The sequence below is a fragment of the Pseudomonas silesiensis genome, assembly GCF_001661075.1.
Lineage (GTDB): Bacteria > Pseudomonadota > Gammaproteobacteria > Pseudomonadales > Pseudomonadaceae > Aquipseudomonas > Aquipseudomonas silesiensis.
Genome location: NZ_CP014870.1, coordinates 5,853,896 through 5,867,236, shown reverse-complemented (window position 1 = coordinate 5,867,236; position 13,341 = coordinate 5,853,896). Strand labels below are relative to the sequence as shown.

At 46.5% G+C, this 13,341-nt stretch carries 11 protein-coding genes; 2 read left to right on the top strand and 9 right to left on the bottom strand.

The window, feature by feature from the left end; genetic code table 11:
- Positions 1-174 precede the first annotated feature (174 nt).
- Positions 175-786, top strand: a complete 612-nt coding sequence (locus PMA3_RS26010; RefSeq protein WP_064679866.1) for a hypothetical protein — start codon at positions 175-177, stop codon at positions 784-786.
- Positions 787-960: 174 nt separating this feature from the next.
- Here the strand turns inward: PMA3_RS26010 and PMA3_RS33745 are convergent, their stop codons facing one another.
- Complete coding sequence (locus PMA3_RS33745; RefSeq protein ID WP_420848544.1) at positions 961-1,374, bottom strand: DUF7693 family protein; 414 nt, start codon at positions 1,372-1,374, stop codon at positions 961-963.
- Between the two features lie 99 nt (positions 1,375-1,473).
- Entirely contained in the window at positions 1,474-2,094 is a 621-nt protein-coding gene (locus PMA3_RS26000) for a 3'-5' exonuclease (RefSeq protein ID WP_064679865.1), read from the bottom strand.
- Positions 2,095-2,448: 354 nt separating this feature from the next.
- On the opposite strand from PMA3_RS26000, the gene PMA3_RS25995 reads away from it, so the two are divergent.
- On the top strand, positions 2,449-3,057 hold the full coding sequence (locus PMA3_RS25995) for a hypothetical protein (protein WP_064679864.1): 609 nt from the start codon (positions 2,449-2,451) through the stop codon (positions 3,055-3,057).
- Positions 3,058-3,140: 83 nt separating this feature from the next.
- Here the strand turns inward: PMA3_RS25995 and PMA3_RS25990 are convergent, their stop codons facing one another.
- The 7 genes from PMA3_RS25990 to PMA3_RS25970 form a co-directional block, all read right to left on the bottom strand.
- On the bottom strand, positions 3,141-4,019 hold the full coding sequence (locus PMA3_RS25990) for a Fic family protein (protein WP_064679863.1): 879 nt from the start codon (positions 4,017-4,019) through the stop codon (positions 3,141-3,143).
- A gap of 1,322 nt (positions 4,020-5,341) precedes the next feature.
- Complete coding sequence (locus PMA3_RS33740; RefSeq protein ID WP_064679862.1) at positions 5,342-5,707, bottom strand: MbcA/ParS/Xre antitoxin family protein; 366 nt, start codon at positions 5,705-5,707, stop codon at positions 5,342-5,344.
- A 656-nt stretch (positions 5,708-6,363) separates the two neighbouring features.
- Entirely contained in the window at positions 6,364-6,837 is a 474-nt protein-coding gene (locus PMA3_RS25980) for a hypothetical protein (RefSeq protein ID WP_237140664.1), read from the bottom strand.
- 141 nt (positions 6,838-6,978) lie between these two features.
- Positions 6,979-8,472: a site-specific integrase gene (locus PMA3_RS32355; protein WP_109413301.1), complete on the bottom strand. Its 1,494-nt coding sequence runs from the start codon at positions 8,470-8,472 to the stop codon at positions 6,979-6,981.
- Positions 8,469-9,017 (bottom strand): hypothetical protein, encoded by a 549-nt coding sequence (locus PMA3_RS32580; RefSeq protein ID WP_152032287.1) that lies wholly within the window; start codon positions 9,015-9,017, stop codon positions 8,469-8,471. Before PMA3_RS32580 ends, PMA3_RS32355 begins: the two co-directional genes overlap by 4 nt.
- Positions 8,998-11,292 carry a hypothetical protein gene (locus tag PMA3_RS25975; RefSeq protein WP_064679861.1) on the bottom strand — a complete coding sequence of 765 codons (2,295 nt, stop codon included), beginning with the start codon at positions 11,290-11,292 and terminating at the stop codon, positions 8,998-9,000. The genes PMA3_RS32580 and PMA3_RS25975 overlap by 20 nt, the downstream gene beginning before the upstream one ends.
- Positions 11,293-13,320 carry a hypothetical protein gene (locus PMA3_RS25970; protein WP_152032286.1) on the bottom strand — a complete coding sequence of 676 codons (2,028 nt, stop codon included), beginning with the start codon at positions 13,318-13,320 and terminating at the stop codon, positions 11,293-11,295. It lies immediately after the preceding gene.
- Positions 13,321-13,341: the final 21 nt, after the last annotated feature.

Sequence of the window (13,341 nt, the reverse complement as noted above, 5' to 3'; positions counted from 1 at the left end):
AGAGGTCAAGGTAGGGCGTAGGCAGGAGCCGCTTGGATTTTAAGAGCACTCTAGGGATGTTTGCGGGCGCATCTACCTGTGACAACAGCAATGCTGTTCAGAATCCTACGTATGATGGGCTAAGGCCACAGCCACCATTCTCGAAGGGTAATATAGAGTCATGAGAGAAACGCAGTGGATAATTTCAAGTATTTTGCATTAATGTATCTGAATGACTGGCATTACTGGGATAAACCACTTTCAGAGCGCATATTTTCTATTAATAAGGACGACAGTCTTTATGCGTTTCATCGTGCAGCAAAATATTACAAAGTTACCCGAAACTTCCCTATTGATGAAGCTGAAGCCCGGCTGCAAGGGGCGCTTGATTTGGTTAAGCTAGGGAGCGGGAAACTAACCGAAGGCAACGTGTGCGAAAGAGTAAATCAACTTGCTCTTGCATTTAAAAGGCGATACGGAAAAAATGCGATTTCCGCTGCATCGAAATTTCTTTGGTTGCGCTACAAGAGTCCGGTGGTGATTTTTGATTCCAGAGCAAAAAAATGGCTGGATTGGAACGGGTACAAAGTACCCGCCAACGATTACGAAGGGTATCGCAGGCAGTGGCTCGCAGCATTTTCTGACCATCGCTTACAAATAGATGAAGCATGTTTGTCGCTGGTGAAAGTACATGAATTTTCGATGGCATTCGAAAATAGTGCAGAAGAAATTGCGTCAGTCACTGCGTCGCACTGGTTCAAAGAACGTGTATTCGACAAATACTTATGGTTCAACGCTGAGAATTGACGCGAGCTGTCCGGCATCGCATGGCTGAATATTCTCGATTTCGCTTAACCCAACCCTTCTAAGTTGATATTTCTCTAGACACGATTGCATTGGAGGAAGGGGCAAAGGGCTAACGTTAACTTGTCAGCCTTCGAACCCTATTCGAAGGCGAGGGCAGCGTTGCGAAGGAATCGATTACCTCGCCGGTTCGAGGCCCTGGATCGAAGCGAACGCTGTAGTTGATCTTATAGGTCGACCGGACATGTAAAAATTTGTCCTAGCAACTAGGGCAGCGAGCAAACGTTCGAGCCCTCCACGCTCCCAGGTACTCGATAGGTCGACAGCTTCAGCTCCGTCGCGCTGCCAGAGTTCAAGTGTCCCGACTCGACCATCAGGTGACCTGCAGTACTCGCAGTACTCGCAGTAGTCCAGGGTGTCACAGTCATTGAAGAGGGTGAGCTGCCAGCAATCAATTTCCACGGGCATGAGACCGTGATAAATCTCGCTCCAGGACTGTGTGGAGCTTCGCGTCATGATGCGTTTGCCGAGCGCGACGTCCGTCAGCACATTGCAGACCTCGTGGGCGGTGAGAGGGGAGGTTGTGTTCAAATCATTTTACGCTCGAGTCATCGCTTGCCCATAGCTAAGCTGCGTTATGAAATGACGTCAACGGGGAGGTCGATTCTTCGGGCCAATGGGCCCGGCTCATCAATTAGCAAGTATTTCTTTCACGATGGAAGCCACATTTCTCGCGTCGTCTATTCCACGGTGATAGGTACCCCTCCAAACCAAGCCCAAAGACTCTACAGTTTGCTTAAGTGATTTCGGTCGATTGTCATATAACCCTGCATGCCATTTCCTGGCGTTGAAATGGGGCAAGCCTTCGAGTAGGGAAGGGCACGCAGCAAACCCTGCGTCTCGCTCAAGCTGCCTCGCATCATAGTCACCCCACGACGCCCAACCAGCGTTTGGATATCGTGCAATAAACGCTCCTAGCTCCTGGCCAACTTCCACATAGGTTCCCGCACTGTCCACGTCCGCTTGTTGGATGGATGTGAGCTTTTTGCAGAAGTCGGTGAGGACAGGATTGATCTGCGGTCGAACGAAACGCTGGAACACATCGACGACTTCAAGCGTTTCCAAATCGATTACCACCAGGCCAATCTCAATCGTTTCCATCTGATCAGGGAGGACTGCGAGCGACCTTGGTGATTCCGACTCACCAACCTCGTCACAGGTTGCCTCAAGGTCTACGCAATAGAGGTAGCGGTATGGCGCGAGGAGATTTTGGATGGCTTGGAGATGAAGGAGCTTTGCTTCAATGCTCATGGCATGGGAGACCTTACTTGGCGTTTGGTAACGTTACACCGAGCAATGGATCCTATGCATTGGGTGCGGGAACAGAAATTACAGGGCAGTGAGCAAACCGTTGGCCTCGATGCATCAATTCGTCATGCATCTTCATTGCTCGAACCCGCCTACGCTCGATGAGCTCCTAACTGAGATAAAGGTCTTAAGTTCATGGGCTTTTGGGCCGCCCGACCACGCGGCCATCGGGAAACGCAATGTTGCAATCGTAATTAACATAAATCGTTGTTACGGAAAATTATTTCTCTTCGACGTTAAAGTCTGCCCGTAACCCGTCCGATTAGATTTTAAGAACATAGATAATGGCGGTGTTTTGTGGGCAAGCATGACGGGCAGTCAGAAGTATTCCTTGCGACTCGCGATCTCACATGCTGGCGAGATCGTGAATACAACGAAAAATATCCATGCCAAGTATCAAGCTGCCAGGGAGTTAACAGTGTTGATATCAATTTAGATATCGTATCGATTAGGTTTGCTAGTCCCGTAGCTGAAGAGGTCGCGCGCTGTCTTTACGATGCTGTCCTGATTACGGTGGGAAATCTGGCCGGATTTGTACCCACGCCTGCCGCGCGGGACAGTATGTTTGAGCGCAAATATCATAAAAGAGTATCCGGAGATTGGAGTTACACCGCTGACGGGAAATTCAGTTGTCATGGATCCGAATGTACGGTCTATTTTGTCGAGCTCCCAACAGATACCAATGATGCAACTGAGCAAGTGGGCGTCTATACAGTTGATGAAGGTGGAGTGGAGCTTGTATTCGATTTTATGTGCTATTCGTTCAGCATGCTTGACGCGGTTTGGCTAGCTAACAGTTTGATGGAAGCCGCAGGAGGTGAGCCCTTGGATGTTCTGGAAACTACTAGCGTGAGCAGCTCGAGCTGCGTGCCCCTGGCGGTACTAAAATTCATGGGGCTTGTTTGAACGTTAGGATAACCCCGGCAATCCTAGTTGAGGCTATGACCGGTGTCGCTCCTCCGGGCTATCAGCCCGGCTTACCGTCAAGTTCATGCTAAATGACAATCGGGAAGGGCAAACCAGGCCGGTAAGCCTACCTCCAGCCTTTGGAGGTTCGATGGCGGGCTCACCACGATACCGAGGTTAAGCAGCCGGTTGAGCTGGTCGCTCGCTATTTCGGGCGGAAGACCCGTAAAGGTTACGAATTCGCTGCGAGGTAGTGCGCCTTGTATCAGCAGCGCTAGGAGCGCCGCCATCGTTTTTAGGCTGACGCCTGCTTCCGTCAATCGCGAGTTTGTTCTGTACGCATGGGCAACAGACTCACGAAGCTGGTGACGACTCAGAGCGGTAGTCATGTAGTCCACTTCTTCATGGCAGACATCAAGCATGAACTCAATGAAGGTGAGAGAGGCTTTGTCTGTTCGCTGGAATCCACTAGCAAGTTGTCTCTCTTGCGTGCCACCAGTTATGCCCAGCGCAGCGTGATACTCCTCCTGTCTACGAGCTATACCGCGAGATAACGACCACAGCTGCGGATGTAATCCGATCTGAGCGAAATGCGTATGAACGATCTGCCTCGCCACGGCCCCATTACCGTCAGATAGCGGTTGAGTTTGTACAAGGTGATAGGGGTGGGCTAGCGCCGCAATGAGACGTCGACGAAGCTCGGTGATTTCCCCCAACGTGGACTGTGTGCTAGCCAAGTTGGTTGCGTCTTCCAGCACCTCCAGCTCAGTGTTGTGCCCGTCGATGATCCTCGAGTACTCAGCGTCGGAGACCTTCAGTTGTCTGCTCAAGCATGCTGCAATTTCAGGTGCGAGCAGGCCGGCAAGGAAAGCTGTTTTCGTTACAAGCACGTCTGCTTTCGACAGTATCGACGGAGGAATCAAATCGGGCAGGGGCAGAATAAGCCATTGATCAGCGGTCATCTGAGATTTCTGTAAAAGGATAGTGTTTCATTCATCATCCGCCATCACCGATGAGTTTGGGTCGATATTCGATTTGGGCCGGCTGCGGGACACGTAAACCGGGCCGCTCATGAAATTCCGGTGGTTGCTTCGGCCAGGAAACGCTCAGCAAATTCCGGTCGGCGTACACAGGAATCCGGTGCCCTAGGCTGATTGCACACCGAACGGAGCCAGTGCTGCTGCCGATGGAGGGTGGGAGATAAAACCCTCGATATTCGATTCTGGCCGGCTGCGGGCCACGTAAACCGGGCCGCTCACGAAATTCCGGTGGTTAATTCGGCCAGGAAGCGCTCAGCAAATTCCGGTGGGCGTACACAGGATTCCGGTGCCCTAGGTCGATTGCACACCGAACGGTGCCAGTGATGCTGCTGGTGGAGGGTGGGAGATAAAACCCTTGATATTCGATTCTGACGGGCTGCGGGCCACGTAAACCGGGCCGCTCACGAAATTCCGGTGGTTGCTTCGGCCAGGAAGCGCTCAGCAAATTCCGCTCGGCGTACACAGGATTCCGGTGCCCGAGGCCGATTGCATACCGAACGGTGCCAGTGATGCTGCTGATGGAGGGGGGAGATAAAACCCTCGATATTCGTTTCCGGTCGGCTGCAGGCCATCTAAATCGGGCCGTACACCAAATTCCGGTGGTTGCTTCGGCCAAGGGAAGCTCAGCAAATTCCGGTCGGCGTACACAAAATTGCCAGTGTCCTATGTCGAAATCGTGGTTCGTTGCACGCTGAACAGGCCAGGGATGTTCCTGATGGAGGGCGGGAGATAAACCCCCCGATATTCGTTTCCGGTCGACTCGAAACAGGCTATGAGTGGATACCGTATCGTAAAAGGCTAGGATGATTTCGCTACCTATCGTTATCTCGTCTTCTCGGGTCTGGAGCTCGTCTATCGGTTGATTAGAGATGGGAGTGCTTGTGTGATTCACAGGGCAGTAGTTGAGCACGATGCAATGCTGTCCTGCTATCGTTCCTTCGAGCCGACGGCTCGGCTCAGTACGCCAAATCAATCGCAAATGGTCATTGCACGAAACGCTTGAGCGCATGACGGCTGGCTATCGCTTGCTCACTTATCTCAACGGCTTCGATAGATATGCCACCATCGTGTCACGCGCAGAGATTTCAGATTGTTGAGGGGCAGCTATGAACGCCCGATCTCCGGCTTGCTCGCGGCCTGATCTGTTGTCTCGACAAACGAGTCCAATCAATCGATCTAACCGCTTCATGCCGCACTCCCGATTTCGTGTTCCATGCAGCATTTTCAGTGATGTGCTGGATATGTTAAATGAGTGCGCGAGTAGCAGCCAGATACTGGACAACTTTCTCGAGTCCCACTCGGCAGGTGATGAGATCGCGAGGTCGACCACACAGACCACGATTCTTGCTGCTTAGCCAACTTCTCGCATCTTGCTCGTTCCCTATGATCGCGAGCAATGACTGATACAACTCAACCAAAAGCAAGGCCCGGCTCCACGCATCTGTGCTGGGTTGAAGCAACTCATGTCCGTCCCGTAGAAGCAGCACCGTGGAAACCTGCTTGTCCAACACAGTTGATAGTGCAGTGTCATCAAGTCCCAGGCCTTCGCCAGCCCGAATAAATGCTTTCCCTAGTACAGCTTTTTCAGCGCTCGATGTGACTGATTTCATTGTCCACCATATGGTCTGTGATAACTGGTCTCTGATGACCGAATTTATCAGTCCATCTCCATCGACCAGTATGGCCGCTTCTGACCGACGACTAAGTTAATCCTTCAATATTCTGAATGGAACGTTATGACGTTCAGACCTCAGTAGGCGAGGGGGCAGGCAAGCGGAGCGCGGAGGCGTGCGGATGGAAGCCCGCAAGGGCCAAGACTAGCGCCTTGCGCGTAGGGTTGGTCTACGACAGCCGTCCCCGACCAGGGGCACGCCCAAACCATGGCCTTTCAACTAGAAGCCTTATCAAAACCATCACCCAGTCGGGCCTCGCTATGAAAGCTCATGGAGGAGGCGAATGGCATTAAAGCGAGATCAACTCTTGGGAGTCAGATGACATGCCATCCTACTGCCGCCGGCCTTGGGGTGGGTGTGTTCTCATACAACCATTACTTACCAGCCCGCGTAATGAGTAACCAGGTGACCCCAGGTTGAGAGCGCCGACCCATTTCGGCGAAGGATATCCATTGCCTCGGCGGCAGGAATTTTCGTCGGACAGGCCCCAGTCAGATACGTCTTGTCTTTACCCTGGTTGTACAAGTGCATGATCGTTAAAACCATGATCTGTTGCAGCGGCGACATTGCGCGATAATTTTTACGCATTGCCTTCAAGCATTCGGGGATAGGCTTTCATCGCCTGCCCAATCGAAGCCGCGAGGCCGCAAGTTGTAATGGCTGCCTTCACTACCGTAGGCGCGTTCGACGTGCTCAAAACAACCCTCAAGCGAGTAAGCCTCAACGATGCCCCACACTGCTTGCCCAAAAATATTTCCGCGCTCTGATGCATTGGATAACATGGGGATGGAAGCTCCGCAAACCATCGCCAGCGCCGTAAGCTCAGTACCGTCTTTACAAGGCACTTTATCCACCATATCGACCAACGCCCAGTTGGGAAATCGGCCAGCAGCGAACGTGGGGTTAACTGCCGCGTAAACAGCAAGGGCGACTGGTTGTAGTGAGTGATGAATGTAGGCTTGGCTGGCAGTGTGAACATCCGTGAATACCCATACACCTTCCGAAAGCTGGTGTACCCCAATCGCAGTAAGATAGGCTTTGGCCTGAGCAACGTAGTTGTCGTTCATGATTAGACTTCCTTTGCGTTATTTAGTGTGGCTCATCAACCGACATAGGGCCCCAGCGAGCTTGTTTATTTAATTCACGATTTAGCGTGCAACTGTTCGAGGGCGAAGGCCGGCCGCAGTTGTAGTGTTTTTATGAACTTATTATATTGGCCTGTTTTTTGTGTGATCAAACTTGTCCTGCCATATACTTTGAAATTCTTTCAGTGCAGCAGGGAAGAGACTATCTCCCTCTAGTCTGGCTTGATAAGCAAGTGCACCAATTCTATATCGAATTGAATCTACTTCAACAAAATTATAATCATCGCTCGCAGTATCAAATGCTTTTGAAAAAATCTTGTATGTTTCGTCATAGTATGGCGTTAGAGAATTCACGTTTGCATGGCCTGTGAGCTTTATTATTTCTTCGCAAATTTTAATCTGGTAAGTTGGTGACCATAAATCACGAACTGAAACTTTATTCGCTCGATATTTTTCCATCGCAAACATGATTTGGCGGGTGATGAATCTATGCCTGTACATCGAAGCGCAAATTTTGACCTCAGACAGTCCAGCAGCATGAGCTAGTCTCCGAAAGTCAGCAAGTAACGACGCAGTCCTGATCGGGATACCCTTTTCGCCGAGCATCATTGTGCCAGGATCGCAGGTTATTATTTTTGCATTTAAAAGAGTCGTTACATAATCTTTGCGTGCATCAAGATATTGGTTGAAATCAATAGAGTCTATAAGCGAAATTGGGAAGTTTCTAATCGGAGGGATTTTGCTTCTCTTCTTTTTGGTGGGTATCAGCAATTTTAACGTCTTTGAGGTGTTAGAGTTTTTTGCCAATGACATTTCAACTATTTCCGAAGGGCGGCAGCCGGTTCTATCAAGCATCCAGTTAAAAAAGACGCGGCGGCTATATAAGTACAGGCGAGTTGCTTTTAAAATTGGGCATGTTTCGTTTTTATTGAAGCGAGAATTTTCTGAGCTAAGTGATGTTTCAAGCTTTTTGAAAATCTCGTCTTCAATAAGAGAAATATAGCTTTCGGGCATCGCATGCTTATCGCCAATAGTCGCTCCAAGCTTCGGTATCGATGCGTGAGAGTTGTGGTATGTTCCAGTGTGTTTATTAAATTTTCTTTTAACCGTAATTGGTGCGCCACTACCAGTTTCACCTATCAAATTTGTCTTGTGGTTCCGAAATGACTCTTGGTACCAGGTTAGGAATTCAATGGCTCTGCTACCAATATGACCGACTTGGTTAGTGCCTCGGGAGTTTTCAGTTGATTTATCCGTTGGCTCAGAGGGGTGAGCTGGCTTGATATCTTTTTCAAGTTTGTTGATCCACTTTTTTATCAAGAGATCTGATAAGTCATCAAAAGTTAGATTTTCCGAATAACAAAATCTAAGAAGGTGTGTAAGTTGAGATGCTAGCGTGGCGCAAGAACCCCCAGTAGCATATGCCTCCTTTTCCATCAGCCACAAGTTGATGAGAGTGCAAGGTTTACCATTGGGCCAGACCATAAGTGTTAAGGTAGGCATGACTTTGAAGTTTTTCTTTTCCTTGGTTTTTGCTTTCGGAGCATGTGTGGGGGTGATGTCACTATTAGCCGGTAATACAGCGTTTTGAAGTGTGCGATAAAGGGGGATGTTCATGGCATACCGCCTTGGATAACAGAAAAGTTTTTATGGGTAGAGACAAAAGGGGAACTTATAGCATCGAATTTTTCGCTAGATTCAGCAATTTTTCTCGCAATGTTAAGTGAGGTAGATTCAGAAAGTGTGGGGTCTTTGTTTATTAGGTCGTTCAAAAAACGAAGTAGTTCTATGTACGCGATTGCGCAAATGTGCGCGTGAAGTAAGGCTGAATTCTCCTGCTCAACTGTGGTGCTATTGTCGATTTTTTTTGATATAGGGGTTGGGGATAATTGTTCATATGCATCTCCTCGTAACTTTTTCAATAACAGCCAGTGATCGGTGATGGCTGGTGCCAATGCTCTAGGGATTCCTGCGTCCTGTGCGCAAGCCTTCAATGTATTGTATGCGATTTCTTCAAATACGCCAGGTACCGCAAGTGCGCAAAAAGTTCGCATGTTTTTAAGTGCTAAAATTGCAGATTTTGATGCGGTAGCGTTTGAGTGTATTAATTGATTAAGCCAATCAAATCTTCTGCCAAGGTTTTCAATTGTTGAATTGCGCATCCGATTTTCCACCATATCTTATAGCAATAGCAGTTTCAAAGACTTCACCAGGGTAGCTTTCGAGCCGAATCATATAGCTGGTTAACTGAATATCATTGTTAGCTAGCAATGACTCAATGAACGGTAAGTACTCAGTTTGACGGCTTGCTCCAAGCTTAGAGACTTTGAAGTGTTTAAGTACAGAGTTATACAGTTTGGATATCCCGGAGTTACCGTCTGAAGGAATTCTTCCTAGTTCGTAATCTAGTAGCCTCTCATCGATCGACTGGACTTGATATTTATTAATTTCGTCATCGTAAGTTTCACCTGCCAAGTAATCATCGAGATGCTCTTTGGAAGTGTGTGCCATATGATATTGGAGGGCGTCTCGGACATTCAACTGCTCATGATAATATACAGTCATGACAAAAAATTTTCTAAGTTCATGAATCGTGGGGTACCAGCGCCGACCGTATTCGTCTAATGGCACACTTATCATGTCGCCAAAATAATTTATGCATCGGTCAATTCTTGCAGAAGTTGTTTTTCCAGTGGGTTTGCTGAAAGAGGAGATGTTTGGGAAGTAAAATAGATCCTTTCCATGGCTGGAAGAGTCATTGAAGATGGCCGATAAACGATCACCTAATCGCTGAAGTTTTTGAATAGCTAAGGTTGCGACGTAAGGAATTGGTCTGCGTACAAGAGAATTATGACCGTGGCTGCCAGATTTTTGATTTATATGAGTTAGAAACGCCCCGCTATCGCTGAATCTAGACTGTGCCTCTACCTCATTAAAACCTAAGGAATGCGTCCGGAGTTGTAGATTGCTATCTTTTTCTGAAGTTTTGCTATAGGTGTTGATAGTTAAAGCGTTTCGTTTAAGTTTACTAACCTCTTGTTCGCGCATTGGTTTCATAAGTGCGATTACAACAACGCATGCGCCTATAAAAGCCTGCATGACTGTGGTGAAGCATCTCTGGCCATCTCCAGTGTTTCTTTTTGTTTTAGCATTGAAACGGGTAATGTTTAGCGCTGAGGTGATAAGTTCGGCGGGAGTGTCATCGAATGATCTGGTATAAAATCGTGATATCAGTATCTCGAAATAGGGTTCAATATTTTTTTCGATAGCATTTGTAGGTATAGGCCCACCATTAGATTTTTTAGCGTGCTCAATCTCTTCAGCAAACATTATGGCTGCGTCGACGATTGCATCGCCGTAACGCATAATCCACTCGATTGCTTTTTCCAGATACAGCATTCCTATCGTGTAAGGGATTTTCAGCGTGTGACCACTAGGAGCCAGATTTGCGGAAAATTTATGTATCAAGGGCTTTGCCTGGATTTCAATTTTTGGAAATGATTGTGGATTGAAGGTATTGCCTAAAAGAAAGGTTTGGAAAGCATATATATGTTCTTTGAAAGACTTTATATCTACCTTGTGTCTAGATGCATCTTCCAATGTCAGTGTTTTATGTGAAAAGCATTCAGAGTTTGGGCGCGCTGCGTCCACCAGCAAAAAATCATTAGATATTCTTGGCTCAAATTGCCTTAGGAATAAACGAAACGGGATGCTTTTGAAAGCACTCCAGTGAGTCCCTAAGAAGCTGCAAAGAAATTTTCTGGAAAATGTACCAATCACAATAGACTTACCAATTCCTTGGCTTCTTGTTTTAGTGTAGTTTCCGCTTTTTTCAAGCCAGTCACATGTGTCTCTAATGAAGTTTTCTGGTAGGTTATAAATATTCTCATAGAGATATTCAGGTGCTGGGCTTCCATATATTTTCATATGAATAAAATCTATAACTCGGTCGGAAAATTTTAGTGCGCAGGCCCAACTGCCGATGCTTAAATCTTTAAAAACTATTTTTATGTTGTTCTCGGTGATTAAGCTAAAGCCATGTGTTTTTGGCTTAAATTCTTCTTCGTATAGCATGGTGAGGTGCGCAAGATTAATCATCCATTTTATTTTTTTTTGCCACAGTTTTGGTGCGATATTTACAGGGAGTAGGCCGCTCCGCAATTCAAATGCTAATTTTTGTAACGGTTCCAGGATCGCTCTATTTTCATCATCCGTCAGAAAGGTTCCGTCAGGCAGTATATATTCGAAATCGATAACCGTTGTTTTCTCATTTGTGCCTGATGCGGTCACCCACTTGTTACTACCGATACCACCTTCGAGTAGCCACGATGAGCGATAAACGATGCTTTTTTGCTCAAGGATTTTTCTAGATCTCTCTATTAATAATGCTACGTGTTTCTCGGTGTTCAAAACACGTTTGGCGTTTCTCGTGGCCATTCAGATTTCCCGTAGACTGTAAATGTTTGCAACTTTAATGTTGCTAACCCGTTGCTCCGCAATCTTTAGCGCCTTTTTATGCGTTAAGGAAAACTCCAAAAGAGATTTCCCCTTTATCGATGATTGAATGGCGCTCTCTACTTCGCCTACATACTTATTTTCAGCTGCGTCAGAAATCAATTCCGCAAGGCAAATGAGAGACTGGGGTGTCAAACCAGTTGCCTCGTCAGTTAAGTTGCGTTGGTTGTTATCAAGATTTTTACTAGAGTGTTCTGCATAGGCGTATAAATTTCCTAAGCTTTCAGGGCATAGATTGATTCGTAGATTACGTTCTATTAGAGGTGTGAACATAATTTCTGAATGAGGAACGCAACCAGATAGTTTTCTGTGCATGTCTGCAGTCATAGCATCTTGGCCAGTAGCTTCGGTTAACATTTTTGCAATGAATTTTAGAAGATCTTTTTCGCTCTCAAAATCACTTATCTCTAAGAGCCATGGTTTATTGGCGCTTGAAACTATAACAATTTTTTGTTGGAATATTCGTACGCTTTTAATTCCGTGTCGTACAAACAACCAATCGGGTATGTAGCTGCCTAGCACTGTTTGTGCCGAATTTCCCAATACTTTCGCTACCGCGTTGATGCTTCCTGTGTTTAAAAATTCAATAATTCCTTGAGTTACGCGTATGCTTGAAAGGTTGAAGGTGTCTTTGTTTAAGTTTACGTTTACAAGATCATTTTTTATCGTGTCATATAGATTTAAGCCTATGTCGCCAGTGATTATCTTGTCGATATTTCCGGGGCTCATGGCTCCATATCTCGTAACAGTTATAAATAAGTATCGGTAGGCACTCGAGTTTGGGCTGTTCTTTATTTTTTCACGGCCTTTTTTAGTAGATTCAACGAGCTGTTTGAAAATTATTGCGCTTTGCCCGTTAAGGATTGATATTTTTCTAGATCTGGCCCGAGGTTTATCAACTCCAAATATCAACTGCTTCTCGTCGGAAGTTAAGTGTAGGTATGGCTTATTTCCCACCGTAAGTAAATTTGCCGACTGCAGTCCCATAGATGGGAAGCAGGGGTTGTCCTTTATGATTATGCATGCAGCGGCGGCACAGTCTCGAGCTGATAACATGCCTAAGGCTCGGCATATTTTTTCATTTGATGAGGTCTCATGAAAGCAGTAGTTGCCGAGTATTTCGTTCAAGCCATTTATTATGTCCTTTTTTTTGGCAGTGGTCGTCATTGCTTTCAATAGAGGTATTTTACTCATCGATTCGAATGATATGGCATTGAGTAATTTTGTTTTTGTAAAGTAATAATCAACAACTGCGAGAAACCAAGCTGTACGCTCTCTTAAAGGAAGTTTTGATATTTCCTTTGCTTCCTGTGCTGGGTTAGCAGAGTTTATGATAAGCGATATTTTGCAAGTTGGAATGTTCTTGATAAGTTCGCGCCCTATATCGTGGGCGCTAATAACATTGTTCCAGTACTTCTGGCAGGCGTTGTAAACGGTGTCGTTTATTAAATTAAGCTCGCGTAAGATGTCGCCTAGAAACTCTTCGTCGGTTTTATTTAGCTCGGTGCTAATGAAGCATTTTTTTGGCCATTCAGATAACGAGCAAGCTGGGGTGGGTGAGATTAAACTACCTGCACCAAGAGGCGGCGTATTTTCTTCTCCCGCTTTAATGACTTCCGATTTTCCACTGGCAATTGGTATTATGATGTTGTGACAAATCACTTTATCAATTATCAGTTGCTCATAAAATCTTGTTGATCTCTTCCAGTCTTCTTTCCAAGTTTCAAAGGAGATGTCAACGTTTATTCTTTTTGCTGAAAAGGCAAAATGATCAACGATGAATACTTGCCACTCCTCTGAGAGCTTGGCCGGCAAGTCTTGTTTTGTTTCTTCAGAAAACAGCATCACCTGCTTCAATGGTTTTAGATTTCCACTGAATGTGTCAAGTGCTGCTGTATGGCACATATTTATGATCGAACTGCAAAGCAAGTGAATATTAGACTCGCTCATGTACTTCGAGACTAATACGCT